General features: G+C 53.4%; 9 protein-coding genes. All 9 read left to right on the top strand.

All coding sequences use genetic code 11. From position 1 onward, the window contains the following. Window positions 1-37 precede the first annotated feature (37 nt). The 9 genes from pseC to argC all read left to right on the top strand — a co-directional run bounded on the left by pseC (window position 38) and on the right by argC (window position 14,320). Window positions 38-1,198 carry a UDP-4-amino-4,6-dideoxy-N-acetyl-beta-L-altrosamine transaminase gene (gene pseC, locus HOP44_RS21140; protein WP_172257152.1) on the top strand — a complete coding sequence of 387 codons (1,161 nt, stop codon included), beginning with the start codon at window positions 38-40 and terminating at the stop codon, window positions 1,196-1,198. 47 nt (window positions 1,199-1,245) lie between these two features. Beyond that, window positions 1,246-2,778, top strand: a complete 1,533-nt coding sequence (locus tag HOP44_RS21135) for a glycosyltransferase family 4 protein (protein ID WP_172257141.1) — start codon at window positions 1,246-1,248, stop codon at window positions 2,776-2,778. A gap of 302 nt (window positions 2,779-3,080) precedes the next feature. After that, entirely contained in the window at window positions 3,081-3,278 is a 198-nt protein-coding gene (locus HOP44_RS21130) for a cold-shock protein (RefSeq protein WP_037287260.1), read from the top strand. A 285-nt stretch (window positions 3,279-3,563) separates the two neighbouring features. After that, a complete protein-coding gene (locus HOP44_RS21125; RefSeq protein WP_172257139.1) occupies window positions 3,564-7,400 on the top strand; it encodes a collagen binding domain-containing protein in 3,837 nt (1,278 codons plus the stop codon). A gap of 237 nt (window positions 7,401-7,637) precedes the next feature. Continuing rightward, complete coding sequence (gene hpf / locus HOP44_RS21120; protein WP_172198277.1) at window positions 7,638-8,198, top strand: ribosome hibernation-promoting factor, HPF/YfiA family; 561 nt, start codon at window positions 7,638-7,640, stop codon at window positions 8,196-8,198. A gap of 196 nt (window positions 8,199-8,394) precedes the next feature. Continuing rightward, window positions 8,395-10,842: a preprotein translocase subunit SecA gene (gene secA / locus HOP44_RS21115; protein WP_172257137.1), complete on the top strand. Its 2,448-nt coding sequence runs from the start codon at window positions 8,395-8,397 to the stop codon at window positions 10,840-10,842. A gap of 179 nt (window positions 10,843-11,021) precedes the next feature. After that, window positions 11,022-12,138 (top strand): peptide chain release factor 2 gene (gene prfB / locus HOP44_RS21110; RefSeq protein WP_237401851.1). Its coding sequence is split into 2 segments (ribosomal slippage): window positions 11,022-11,093 and window positions 11,095-12,138, totalling 1,116 coding nucleotides; the frame shifts between segments, so codons are not numbered across the junction. 9 nt (window positions 12,139-12,147) lie between these two features. Further along, window positions 12,148-13,029, top strand: a complete 882-nt coding sequence (locus tag HOP44_RS21105) for a YitT family protein (RefSeq protein WP_172257129.1) — start codon at window positions 12,148-12,150, stop codon at window positions 13,027-13,029. A 238-nt stretch (window positions 13,030-13,267) separates the two neighbouring features. Then, window positions 13,268-14,320, top strand: coding sequence for an N-acetyl-gamma-glutamyl-phosphate reductase (gene argC / locus HOP44_RS21100; RefSeq protein WP_216667682.1), 1,053 nt, complete (start codon window positions 13,268-13,270; stop codon window positions 14,318-14,320). The last annotated feature ends 12 nt before the right edge of the window (window positions 14,321-14,332 follow it).

The following is a 14,332-nucleotide window of genomic DNA, read 5'->3' as shown; positions in this document are numbered from 1 at the left end:
CAGCCTTTTCTTTTTGGAAATCGAAGGAGGGACAGAAATGGAATGGACGGACAAGCGGTCGACGATGCTTCCCTACGGTCAACAGTGGCTGGACGAAGCCGATATCGAAGCCGTTGTGCAGGTGCTTAGAGGCGATTTTATTACGCAGGGACCGGCTATTCAAGCTTTCGAGCAAAAAGTAGCCGCTTATTCCGGGGCCAAATACGGTGTCGCTTTTACCAACGGAACGGCAGCGCTGCACGGAGCCTGCTTTGCGGCAGGAATCGGTCAGGGCGATGAAGTCATTACGACGCCGCTCACTTTCCTGGCAAGCAGCAACTGCGTGCTTTATCAGGGAGGAACGCCCGTATTTGCCGACATCGATCCGGAGACTTACAATATTGATCCTTCAGAAATCGAGGCCAAGCTCACTCCGCGCACGAAAGCCGTAATTGCCGTCGATTTCAGCGGGCAGCCTGCGGAAATGGACCGGATCATGGAGATCGGCAGGCGGCATCGGCTCGTAGTGATCGAGGATGCCGCGCATTCGATCGGAGCGGAATACCAAGGTCGAAAAGTCGGGTCTTGGGCAGATATGACGATGTTCAGCTTCCATCCCGTCAAACACGTGACGACGGCGGAAGGCGGCATGATCGTTACGGACAATGAAGCTTTTTATAAAAAACTTCTGCAGTTCCGCAGCCATGGGATGACGCGTGATCCGCAGGAACTTACCCGCAACGAAGGTCCCTGGTATTACGAGATGCAGTCGTTGGGTTACAACTACCGGATGACCGATATGCAGGCTGCGCTTGGAATTTCCCAAATGGACAAGCTGGATCTTTTTGTGGAACGGCGCCGCGCGATTGTGGAGACCTACAATCGGGAACTGGCCGGGATTCCGGGAATCGTGCTGCCCAAACAGCACCCCGATGCCCGATCCAGCTGGCATTTGTATGTGGTACGTTTTCTGCCGGAATATTTCAACGCTTCCCGGAAAGAGATCTTTGAAGCTTTTCGCGAAATGAATATCGGAGTGAACGTGCATTACATGCCGGTCTATCTTCAGCCATACTACGAGCAGTTGGGATACGTCAGGGAACTTTGTCCGAACGCGGAAGCTTATTATGAGACGGCGATTACGCTCCCGTTATTTCCGAAGATGCAAGAGACGGACATCTATGATGTATTACGAACTTTAAAGCATATATTAGCGTGATATAAAGTCCGTTTTTAGAAATTCACAAATATTAAAAGGCGGGTTTAATGTTGAATACCGATAAAGTAAGAGAAATCTCAAACGATAGCCGACTAAATGTCATGGAAAAAGAAGAAAGATTAAAAAGATTATTTGATTCAGCATACCTGGATCAGTCAACAACGGATACATTTGATTTTGCTGAAGAATTAGAAGATATGGATTGGCGTTTAAAAGTATATTTGGCTTCTTTTAAAGCTTTGCATACTAAAGAAGCCCAAGATTTCGAAAAACTGATTGAAGTGATTAATTCCGGCACATCGATAGATATCTCGGAACTCCACTATCTGTACTGGCAGTTAACCCGTACTCTTTTTATTTATTCGTCATTCAATACTCCAAATAATAGAAAGCTTTTAAAAGAAATTTATTCTAGCCTATATAATTTTTTTGATGAACAATTGGATAAAGAAAACCGATGGATTGTTGCGGAAGAAAGAGAGCCTGATACGTTTATCGTATTAATTAATCAATTTTTATCTTTACAGCACGCGCCTACAAAAATCGCGCTTGACCACTGCAAAAATATAATTGAAAAATTAGGGAAAAAAGTAATCTTGATAAATACTGCCGAAATGCCCCGTACAAAACATTTCCCTTATTATGACTACACGTTATTCAATTACGTAAAAGAGTACAATGGACAGAAAAAGGTGGATTACGAAGGCGTAGACATTCCTTTTTACCAAGTGGAAGGCGAGTTTCCAAGTACGGTGGAAATTAATGGAATCATTGAAATGGTCATGGATATAAAACCAACCTGTATTTTTTCCGTAGGAGATTCAAATATAACGGCTGATTTATGCTCCAATTTTGTTCCGGTCGTTACTCTACCTACAGTTAGCGATTTTCCGGTTACTGAAGGAACTTTTGTCGCGCTTTTAAAGAAACTGAGCGAATCGGATCCGAATAGAGTTTCGGAATATAAACATGGAGCAGGCAGTATAATCAATGTGGATGTACGTTATGTAAAAGCCAGGTCTGCAAAGACAATGAATCGGGAAGATTACGGCCTTCTGAAAGAGGATCTAGTGATCGCTATTGTAGGCAACCGTCTTGAACAAGAGATCGACACGGCATTTATGGAAAATCTGGATCTTCTGCTTGAGAGTGATCCTACATTGAAGATCATCTTTGTAGGCGGATTTAAAGAGTTTCACAAATATGCTCAAACGTATAAGAAGGTGTCTAAGCGGGCTAAAAATTTGGGCTATCAAGAAGATTTGATGGCTGTTTATAGCTTATGCGATATTTATTTGAATCCGAAGCGTTTAGGAGGGGGGATTTCGGCAGCATATGCTTTACAAGCGGGAATTCCTGTTTTGACTGCACCGTTCGGCGATGTTTTTGAAGTTGTCGGAGGTTTGAATACAGTAAATGATTTTGCTGATATCAAAAAATTTATTTTGAAATGGAGAGAGCATGATTTTAAAAGAAAAGTGCTGCATGATATTTCAAATCGCGCAAATCAAATTTTCGATCAAAATGACACTTTAGAAACGATTTTAAAGCAAATGGAAGAATCTCCTTACTTCAAATGATTATATTGATATTTTTGGGATGCAGAGAGCGACCTACGGATCGCTTTTAACAAAATCAGAAGTTATAGATGGGGAAGAAGAGTCGATAAACGAAGATATATTTGCTTGCTCTAAAACGGTGATTCGTTTTGTGAAAGATGGGTGAAATTATAGGCATCTGCGAAAATACCAGGTGCTGTTATTTTTATGGAATATAATTGCATGTAATCAGTTTATATTCCAATTGACAGCCCCGAAGACGCGATGGTATATTCGAAGAGCAGTTCATCATTTTTATCTGATAATGAAGGGAATGTTCGTGCATGCAAGGTAAAGTGAAATGGTTTAACGCGGAAAAAGGTTACGGTTTCATTGAAACGGAAGAAGGCGGCGACGTTTTCGTTCACTTCTCGGCGATTCAAATCGAAGGATTCAAAACGCTGGAAGAAGGACAATCCGTTGAGTTCGACATCGTTGAAGGCGCTCGCGGACCGCAAGCCTCCAACGTCACTCCTCTGTAAGTCGTCGCAGCCGTATACCTGACCTACATAGATGATTAAGGATTAATGATTTATGCTGGTTAGAGAACACATGGCTCAGCCGGAGGGTCCCGCTCGCGCGGGGCCTTTTTGATGTGCTCTTTTAGGCGTCGAGGAAATTATTGGTCTATTAAACAAATATTCATCAGTTTACTTTGCTCCCTTTGCGTTTAACGATTGGGTAGGACCAATTTAGCTTTTTTCCGCAAAGTTACTCGAATTTCGCTGCGCTTTGAACAACTCGGAACTACAGGAGGAATCATGAACGTGAAAAAAAGAATAGCGGCAGGCCTGATTGCCCTTATACTGATGCTGCACAGCCTGCTCGGGTTTGGAGCAGGCTTATCCCGCGCACAGGCTGCCGAAGCGCCACCGGATACGGCGGCTTCTGCCTCGGCACGGCCGCATGGCCTCCCCGCTGATACCGCCGCATCTCCAAGCGAGGCAACGCCACCAGCCCCGGCGGACCCTTCATCCGCTCCGGCCGGCACCGCTTCTTCAGCCGTACAGCCGGATAACGAAGCCGGTCTTACCATTCAGGAAGCCGTGTACGCCTCTCCTCAACCCGCAAATATTTTAACCTCGGTTTCCTTGACGGACGATGACGGCAATGCCATCGGAAGCAGCGGAAGCGACCCCGCAGATCGTATCGACCCTACCGAAGCGATCAATGTTCATTACCTCTGGGAACTGCCGAACGACCACACCTACAAGGACGGATCGACTTTTGAATTCAACCTGCCCGACTCTTTCCGTATTTATACGGACCTGCGCGACCTGCCGCTGTCTACGGGCGGAGATAACGGAGAATCGGTCGGAACGTTCAGTGTGAATACGGATGGACAAGTTACCGTGACATTCAATCGTTTCGTCGAAGAGTATTCAAATGTTTCCGGAACATTGACGATACGCTCGGAGCTAAAAGAAGAGATCGTCAAGAGCAGCACGGAAATCCGGGTGGACTTTCCAATCGGAGAATCCGGCCAGGTCTTCGTCTTGTATCTCCTGCCGCGCAGCGGCACGCTGATCGACAAAAAAGGGACGGCCGACAATACGACGGGGCGCATCAACTGGAGCGTCGATCTCAATACCTCGCTGCAAAAGCTGAACGGCGTTTCGCTGAGCGATCCGATTCCGGAAGGATTGACGCTTGATCCGTCTTCCGTGAACGTCTTTCGTTTGAACGTTTCGTCTTCCGGCGAACGGACGCTTGGCGAGAAGCTGTCGGCCGATCAGTATGCGCTTGGCGGAGAGAACGCTTCGGAGCTGCAGCTTTCTTTTAACGGAGCAGCGATCGACGGCGCTTACCGCGTGACGTACGCCACAGCCGTAGAATTGGGAACGCAGACACGCTTTACGAATACGGCGACGCTGGCAGCGGATGGCCGGGACCGCGTGTCGGCATCCGCAACCGTTACCGTGCAGCGAGGCGAACTGCTGGCCAAAGCGGTAGGCGGATACGATCCGGCGACGCAGTCGGTCGACTGGACGATCCGCTACAACGGCGGCGCCTTGGTGATTCCGCAGGCACAGGCGCTGCTGAAAGACCGTTTTAACGCTTCGCAGCGCCTGGTGGAAGACTCCCTTAAAGTGACGGAAACATCGAGCGGACGCCTTCTTGCGGCCGGCAGCGACTATACCGTCACGAATGTGCCGGTGTCGGGCGGGAAAGTCGGTTTCGATCTCCAGTTCCTGGGCGATGTGCGTTCCGCTTATACGATCGTATACCGGACGACTGCCGCAGGACCCGTGTACAGCAGCGAGAAGATTACCAACACGGTTACTGCAGGAACGGTCGTCAAATCCGCTTCGCAGACGCTGCAGCGCAGTTTGTTGACCAAAGTGAACACCGGCGTCAATTACAGCGCAAAAACCTCTTCGTGGCGCACCGTGATGAACGAAGACGCGTTTACGATGGAAAATGCGCGAATGACCGATACTTTCCCGAACGGCGGCCTGGAACTGGTGCCGAATTCGGTGAAAGTGCTCGACAGAAGCGGAGCGGCGATGAACCCGGCCGATTATACGCTGACGATTCCCGAAGGCGGCCGGTCGGGCTTCACGATCCAATTCAATCGTACGCTGACCGATCGGGTGACGGTTACGTACACCACGATGTTCAACCAGGAATGGAAAAACGACCGCAGCCAGAACAACTTCGTGAACGCGGTGCAGCTGACCTGGACGGAAAAAGGAACTTCGTACACGCGCGACGTGACGGCAAGTTTCGCTCCTGGTTCCCTGACGCTGCAAAACGGTTCCAAATCGGGCAGCTACAATCCGCAGACGAAAGAACTGACCTGGGACGTCAAGCTCAATTATAACAAGCTGACGCTGGACGAAGCGGTCTTGTCCGACGTCATCCAGCCGGGGCAGCGGTTCGTGGAAGGCTCGCTGAACGTGAACGCGATGACGCTGACGAATTCGAAAGACGGTTCCCAAAAAGGAGCGGCGGTGCCGCCGTCCGACTACAGCGTCGTATCTCCGAGCGCAGAGAACGGTCAGCGGCTTGAGGTCGCGTTCAAGAACACGATCAACACGCCTTACTGGATTACGTTCAAAACGACCGTAGACGGCCAGATTGTCGGTCCATCCGCTTCGAACGAAGCGGTACTGACCAGTGCCGGAGCGGCTCTCGGAAGCTGGAAAGGCACTGTACCGATTCCCGGCGGAGGCGAATATGTAGCCAAAACGGGCGTCCAGCAAAACGGCAAAATCGCGTGGAGCATTACGATCAACAAAGGCCAATCCTACGTGGAAAACGCCAAAATCATCGACACGCCGACAAGCAATCAGATCCTGGACGAATCTTCGTTCCGCCTCTATTCGGCCGTGACTTCGGCAAACGGAGCGCTGAGCAAAGGCACCGCGCTTGTCAAAGACCGGGATTACCGGTTGACCCTGACTTCGGGGGATACGGAACGGTTCGAACTGACCTTTGTTCAGCCGATTCGCAGTGCTTTTATTCTGGAATATACTTCTACCGTATATGCCGCGGACCGCGAGACGGTCAGCAACAAGGTAAGCTTCGAAGGTACCGGCGTCACCACCGGCAAGACCGATACGACCCAGGCGATCGTCGTCCGGGCGTCTTCCGGATCGGGGACGGGCGGCGGCGTTCGCGGAGCGCTTGAAGTGACGAAAGTCGACGCGGCCGATAAGGCTAAACTTCTGCCGGGCGCCACATTCGTTCTGCAGGATGCCGGCAAACGCCGCCCTGCGATTACCCGCACGACCGATGCGGACGGCCGGATCGTATTCGGGCAGCTGCTTCTCGGCCGGTATATATTGACCGAAACGCAGGCTCCGGCAGGATATCTGCTGTCGTCCGAACCTCAAAGCATCTTGATCGATTCCGCCGTGCGTCAGGGCGTTGGAGCCAAAGCCGTTATCGTAAAAAATGCAGCCGCACCTCCAAAGCCGCCCGAAACTCCGGTGACGCCGGAAACACCGGTAACCCCCGGAACTCCCGATGATCCCACTCCGGGAACTCCCGAAACCCCGGTAACCCCGGGGACGCCCGAACAGCCGGTAACGCCGCCAAGCGGCGGCGATACGCCGGTTGTCCCGGCAGATCCGGTAACGCCGCAGCCGGAAGTTCCGCTTCCGGACGGCGACGTACCCGCAGGCGTTCCGGTTGTGCCCGCAACGCCAGTCACCCCCGTTACTCCGGGAGACGTTCCTTCCCTGCCGGCGGTGCCGAATGTTCCGGCAGATCCGCAGACACCGGGAGATCCGGAAGTTCAGATCCCCGATGGCGGAACTCCGGCAGGGACTCCGGAACTGCCGTCGACCCCGACCGGCGAACCGGGGATTCCGGTTCCGGGCGAACCGATTCCTCAAGGCACAACGCCGGTTGTACCGGGCGAACCCGAAATCCCGGTTCCGGACGAAGCCGTGCCGCAGGGAACGCCTCCGGTTATTCCCGGAACCGTGGTTCCCGGAACGGTTGTACCGAGCGAGCCGGAGCACGTTCCGGGTTCCGTACTGCCGCAAACGGGCGAGGAAAGCCGGCGGCCTTACGTCCTGGCCGGGGCTGCGCTGATTCTGGCCGGATTGTGGCTGCGGCTGCGCATGTCCCAAACGGCGAAGCGGCATCTGTAATCAAGAAGCCGGCACAAGTGCCTTCTGTCCGCTTGCGGGGACGGCCGATACCGGAGAATTTCGACGCTTAAATCAAATGATCCGTTTTCCCGGCCGTTTTCCCGGTTAAGATAGAGAAAGCGGCATCGGTCGGGCAGACGCTTTGCGTCCAAAGACTTAATTTATCGCTTGGCGTTAACACTCTTTTTACTCGGCGTTGACGCTGTGTTATAATGGTGACATAAGGAGGAGTGCCCTATGGATTTTGCGATTCGAGGACAACAAATTGAGGTTACTGACGCTCTGAAAGACTATGTCGACAAGAGACTCAGCCGACTCGACAAATACTTCGATATTCCCCCTGCTACGGAAGGCACGGTTACGCTCAGCGTGACCCGAGGTATTCACAAGGTAGAGGTGACGATTCCTCTCCCGGGCGGTATTTTCCTTCGTGCGGAAGATCGGAGCGACGATATGTACACGTCGATCGATTCAGTATTGTCGAAGCTGGAGCGCCAGATTCGGAAACACAAGACCAAGATGAACCGCAGATTCCGTCAAGACGAGAGCCTCAAAGGCTTGTTCGTGGACGAAGGTGCCAATGCTTCCGTTTCCCCGTCTACCGACGAGGAAGAGGACGAACTCCAGGTTGTGCGCAGCAAGCGATTCCTGCTTAAACCGATGGACGTGGAAGAAGCCATTCTGCAGATGAACATGATCGGCCACAACTTCTTCGTATTTTCGAACATCGAATCCGAAACGGTCAACGTGGTTTATCGCCGGAACGACGGCAAATACGGCCTGATCGAACAGGAATAAGGCATAACTTTCACAAAAAATAATTTTTTTAAAGAAAAAGGGCCTTATCCGCATCGGATGAGGCTCTTTGCGCGTATATAATATGTCGGAAAGTTTTACGGAAGAGCGGCCAGGCGGCCTTTTGCGCGGTTGCCCGTGCCCGCTCAAGCTGGTACAATTTAGGCAAACCATCCGTTTTGCACGAAAGGGGCACAACATGTTAGGACTTGTCAAAAAAATCTTCGGGGATATGAACGAACGGGACGTCAAGAAGTTCATGCGTACCGTAGAGATCATCAATAAAATGGAACCCGATTTCGAAAAGCTTACAGACGAACAGTTGAAGCATAAGACCGTCGAGTTCCGCGAGCGTCTGAACAAAGGAGAAACACTCGACAGCCTGCTGCCGGAAGCTTTTGCTACGACGCGCGAAGCTTCCAAGCGCACGCTCGGCAAGCGCCATTACGATGTGCAGCTGGTCGGCGGTATCGCCCTGCATAACGGCCGGATCGCGGAAATGAAAACGGGGGAAGGCAAGACGCTGGTAGGCACGCTCCCGGTTTATTTGAACGCGTTGACGGGCCAAGGCGTTCACGTCGTAACCGTCAACGATTATCTCGCCCAGCGGGACAGCGAGGAAATGGCCCAGGTCTATAATTTCCTCGGGATGACCGTCGGTCTGAACCTGAGCGGGATGGAGCATTCGCAGAAGCAGGAAGCCTATGGCTGCGATATCACGTACGGAACGAACAACGAGTACGGATTCGATTATCTGCGCGACAACATGGTGCTGTACAAAGAACAAATGGTACAGCGCCCGCTGTACTTCTGTATCATCGACGAAGTGGACTCTATCCTCGTCGACGAAGCGCGTACGCCTCTGATCATCTCCGGTCAGGCACAGAAATCGACGGAACTGTATTTCCTCGCGGATCGCTTCGTCAAGCGTCTGCAGGCGGAAGAGGATTACACCGTCGATATCAAGATCAAATCGGTTTCGCTGTCGGATAAAGGCGCGGCCAAAGCCGAACGCGATTTCGGCATAGACAACCTGTACGACCAAAAGCATGTCATGTTGAACCACCATATCGTACAGGCGCTCAAAGCGAACGTGATTATGCGCCGCGATGTCGACTATGTCGTGGTCGAAGACGAAGTCGTCATCGTCGACGAATTCACGGGCCGTCTGATGGCCGGACGCCGTTACAGCGACGGTCTGCACCAGGCGATCGAAGCGAAGGAAGGCATCACGGTTCAGAACGAGAGCATGACGCTTGCGACTATCACGTTCCAGAACTACTTCCGGATGTACCGCAAGCTTGCCGGCATGACCGGTACGGCGAAGACGGAAGAAGAAGAATTCAAGAAGATCTACGGTCTCGAAGTGCTGCAGGTACCGACCAACCGGCCGAACCAGCGGGTCGACGCGCCGGATATCGTCTATAAGAGCGTGCCGAGCAAGTTCCGGGCGGTCGTAGCGGAGATCGAAGAACGCCATGCCAAGAATCAGCCGATTCTGGTCGGTACGGTCTCGATCGAGAACTCCGAAGTGCTGTCGGAAATGCTGAAGAAAAAAGGCATTCGCCACCAGGTACTGAACGCCAAGTATCATGCCGAAGAAGCGGAGATCATCTCGAGTGCCGGTCAAGCAGGTTCCGTGACGATCGCGACCAACATGGCCGGACGCGGTACGGATATCGTGCTGGGCGAAGGCGTCTCCGAAGTCGGCGGTCTGCATATCATCGGTACGGAGCGTCACGAATCGCGCCGGATCGATAACCAGCTGCGCGGCCGCGCCGGACGTCAGGGCGATCCGGGCTCGACCCAATTCTACCTGTCGCTGGGCGACGAATTGATGAAGCGGTTCGGCGCGGACAACGTGCTGAACATGATGGAACGTCTGGGCTTCGAAGAAGACCAGCCGATCGAGAGCCGCATGATTACCCGCGCGGTAGAATCGGCCCAGAAACGGGTCGAAGGCAACAACTTCGATACGCGCAAAGTCGTTCTCCAGTACGATGACGTGATGAATCAGCAGCGCGGCGTAATCTACAAGCAGCGTTTTGAACTGCTGGAATCCGAGAACGTGAAGCAGATCGTGCTGGATATGATCCGCGCCACGATCGAACGGATCGTAACGGTCCATACCGGCGACGATATCCCGGAAAACTGGGAATTGGAGCAGGTAGCCGATTACGTCAATGCCAAGCTGCTCGAAGAAGGCGAAATTACCCGCGACGAGCTGTGGGGCAAGGAAGCTTCGGAAATTACGGAATATCTGTATGACCGGGTTCTGCAGCGGTACAACGAACGCGAAGATTCGCTCGGCGAAGCCATGGTCCGCGAATTCGAGAAAGTCATCGCGCTGCGCGCGGTCGACCGGAAATGGATGGACCATATCGACGCGATGGATCAGCTGCGTCAGGGTATCCACCTTCGCGCTTACGGCGGTACCGATCCGCTGCGCGAATACCAGTTCGAAGGGTTCGAGATGTTCAATCAGATGATCGCCAGCATTCAGGAAGAGGTTGCGACGTATATCATGAAAGCCCGCGTCGAATCGAACCAGCAGCGCGAAGCGGTTATCGATGAGAAGAAGATCAGCACGAACAGCCCGACACCGGACAAGAAAGCTTCCCGCAAGGAACGCCGCGCTCAGCGATAATCTCCCGGGCTAGGCAGCAAATCAGTGAAAGCTCTCCCGGCGCATGCCGGGGATACGGCCCGGTTTCCGATATGCTTTTCGGGGGCCGGGCCGAAGGGCTGTTTACGGGCGGTTTATCCGCCGACATAAACCAGAGAAGCCGCAAGCGGCTTTTTAGACTACCAACGAGGTGAAGAAAAATGATCGATCCGAATGTCAGACACGATCTGCGCGAGTTGACGCAGAAATTAACCAACCTTAGGGGGTCACTTTGACTTAGATCTCAAAGAAGAAATGATCTCCAACTTCGAAGAGAAAATGGCCGCTCCCGGTTTTTGGGACGACAGCGATAAAGCGCAGGCACTGATCGCGGACATGAACGCGGTCAAAGGCTCGCTGGACCAATACTTGAAAATGCAGCAGGATTTCGACGATGCCGTGCTGATGGCGGAACTCGCCGACGACGAAGACGATCAGGAAATGGCTGACGAAGTAGCGGCAAGCGTGGCCGATCTCATGACGCGCATGGGCGAGTTCGAACTGCAGCTGCTGCTGAGCGAACCTTACGACAAGCTGAACGCCATCCTGGAGCTGCATCCGGGCGCCGGCGGTACCGAGTCGCAGGACTGGGGACTTCAGCTGCTGCGGATGTACACGCGTTGGGCCGAGAAGCGCGGCTTCAAAGTCGAGACGCTGGATTACCTGCCGGGCGAAGAAGCAGGCATCAAAAGCGTCACGCTGCTCATCAAAGGCCATAACGCCTACGGCTATCTCAAAGCGGAAAAAGGCGTGCACCGTCTGGTCCGTATCTCGCCGTTCGATTCGTCGGGCAGACGCCATACGTCGTTCGTATCGTGCGACGTCGTGCCGGAGATCGACGACACGATCGATATCGATATTCGTACGGAAGACCTGAAGATCGATACGTACCGCGCCAGCGGCGCGGGCGGTCAGCATATCAATACGACCGATTCGGCCGTCCGGATTACCCACCTTCCGACCGGCGTGGTCGTCACCTGCCAGAACGAACGCTCGCAGATCAAGAACCGTGAACAGGCCATGACGATGCTCCGTTCCAAGCTGTACGAGCGGGAGATCGAAGAACAGAAACGGCAGTTGGCGGAAATTCGCGGCGAACAGTCGGAGATCGGCTGGGGCAGCCAGATCCGCTCGTACGTGTTCCATCCTTACAGTATGGTCAAAGACCATCGTACATCGCATGAAGTCGGCAATATCGGCGCGGTCATGGACGGCGATTTGGACGGATTCATCGACGCTTATCTGCGCAGCCAGCTGAAGATCGAACCGTCGGAGTAAGCGGGAGCCATGTCAACGAGCAAAGGCGGCAGAAAGCCGCTGGTCCCGCTTCACGGCGCCAAGCGAAACGTCCTCGACACGACGCTTATCGTCGTGGGCGCTTTTATTACGGCGATCGCGTTCAACCTGTTCCTGCTGCCCAATCAGATCGCGTCCGGCGGGGTATCCGGACTGTCGATTATCATCAAGGAATGGTTCGATTTCGAACCTGCTTTTACCCAATGGATCTTCAATATTCCGCTCTTTATCGCCGGAGTGATTTTCCTGGGCAAACAGTACGGAGCGCGTACGCTGGTCGGTACCGTCTGTCTGCCGCTTTTCATTTTTCTCACGCGCGACTGGCCGATCTCCACGACAAATCCGCTGCTCGGCTCGCTGTACGGCGGAATCGGCGTCGGCCTGGGACTTGGGCTCGTGTTCCGCGGGCGCGGTTCCACCGGCGGACTCTCGATCGTCGCTCAGCTGCTGCAAAAGTTCAGCGGACTCAGCCTCTCGCTGTGCGTGATGCTGGTCGACGGCACGGTCATCGTGCTGGCGGGCTTTACCTTGTCGCTCGAGAATGCGCTGTACGCGCTGATCGGCTTATACGTGACCGGGAAAGTGATCGATGCGGTCGAGATGGGGTTGGGTTATACCAAAGTCGCCTACATCATCACCGATAAACGCGAAGAACTCACACAGGTTATCTTGAAAGACCTCGACCGCGGCTTGACCGAACTCAGCGCGCGCGGCGGATATACCGGCGAATCCCGTCCGGTGCTGATGGTCGTGATCGGCCAGAGCGAAACCAGCCGCCTCAAAACGCTGGTCCGCTCGGTGGATCCGGAAGCTTTTGTCGTCATCAGCAACGCGCAGGAAGTGCTGGGCAAAGGGTTCAAGATTCAACTGTAACCGCAGCTCTTGATTCGTAAGAAGACCGTTTCCAAAGTCCAGAGACTTGGGAAGCGGTTTTTTTGTAAAAACGCACGGATTCCCCTTCCTCCCGCAGAATGTGAACTTTTCCTCTAAAGGTTGTATTTATATGACTCCGAACGTATAATAATACATATTATTCGGGTTCTATACAGCCTATATGCATGGATGTGCAGCAGGCATGCGTTTGAACCCTACAGAGCGGAGGCCGGAAAGAATGAGCAAAGACAAGATCAAAGCGGCGATCGTGGGCGCGACCGGTTACGGCGGTGCGGAGCTGATCCGTCTGCTGCAGGCGCATCCCCAAGTGGAAGTGAGCGGTGTGCTGTCGTCTTCGAGCAGCGGTACGCCGCTGAGCGCAAGCTTTCCCCACCTGACGGATATCCTCGAGCTGGAGCTTGGGCAGATCGAACCGGCGAAGATCAAAGCCAAAGCCGATGTCGTCTTCCTGGCCACACCTGCCGGCGTAAGTGCCGAGCTGACCCCCAAGCTGCTGGAACAAGGACTCAAAGTCATCGATTTGTCGGGCGATCTGCGTCTCAAGGACGGAGCCGTCTACGAGAAATGGTACAAGCGTCCTCCGGCGTCCGAAGAGGTGTTGGCCCAGGCGGTATACGGGTTGAGCGAAATCTACGGAGAGTCGTTGGTGGGTCGTGCGGCGATCTCGAATCCGGGCTGTTTCCCGACGGCGACGCTGCTCGGCTTGATCCCGGCAGTCAAGGCGGGCTGGATCGATCCGGCGACGATCATCATCGATGCCAAAACCGGCGTGTCCGGAGCGGGGCGCGGAACGGGGCTTGGCACGCATTACAGCGAAATCAACGAAAGCGTGAAAGCCTACAAGGTCAACGCGCATCAGCATATTCCGGAGATCGAACAGGTGCTGGGCGAGACGGCCGGCCAAGAAGTGGTCGTGACGTTCACCTCGCATCTGATTCCGATGACCCGCGGTATTTTGAGTACGGTGTACGCTTCGGTCAACGAAAAGCGGAGCACGCAGGAATTCATCGATTTGTATCGAACCTTTTATGCAGGACGTCCGTTCGTGCGCATCCGGGACAACGGCGTCATGCCGGCAACCAAAGAAGTCTCGGGCTCGAACTACTGCGATATCGGCTTTTCGGCGGACGAACGGACCGGCCGCGTTACCATCGTGTCGGTCATCGACAACATGGTCAAAGGCGCCGCCGGACAGGCTATACAGAATCTCAATCTCATGATGGGCTGGGATGAGGCGGCAGGTCTTCGTTTCGTTCCGATGTATCCTTGATTCCACAGCGAT

It is taken from the genome of Saccharibacillus deserti (genome assembly GCF_013618475.1).
In the GTDB taxonomy this organism is placed as follows: Bacteria; Bacillota; Bacilli; order Paenibacillales; family Paenibacillaceae; genus Saccharibacillus; species Saccharibacillus deserti.
Note: the sequence above shows the minus strand (reverse complement) of the source record. Positions and strands in the feature narration are given on the sequence as shown.

What these genes read in the sequence shown, in the direction of transcription:
- pseC (WP_172257152.1), top strand. Translation starts at nt 38, where the DNA reads ATGGAATGGACGGACAAGCGGTCGACGATGCTTCCCTACGGTCAACAG.
- HOP44_RS21135 (WP_172257141.1), top strand. Translation starts at nt 1,246, where the DNA reads ATGTTGAATACCGATAAAGTAAGAGAAATCTCAAACGATAGCCGACTA.
- HOP44_RS21130 (WP_037287260.1), top strand. Translation starts at nt 3,081, where the DNA reads ATGCAAGGTAAAGTGAAATGGTTTAACGCGGAAAAAGGTTACGGTTTC.
- hpf (WP_172198277.1), top strand. Translation starts at nt 7,638, where the DNA reads ATGGATTTTGCGATTCGAGGACAACAAATTGAGGTTACTGACGCTCTG.
- secA (WP_172257137.1), top strand. Translation starts at nt 8,395, where the DNA reads ATGTTAGGACTTGTCAAAAAAATCTTCGGGGATATGAACGAACGGGAC.
- HOP44_RS21105 (WP_172257129.1), top strand. Translation starts at nt 12,148, where the DNA reads ATGTCAACGAGCAAAGGCGGCAGAAAGCCGCTGGTCCCGCTTCACGGC.
- argC (WP_216667682.1), top strand. Translation starts at nt 13,268, where the DNA reads ATGAGCAAAGACAAGATCAAAGCGGCGATCGTGGGCGCGACCGGTTAC.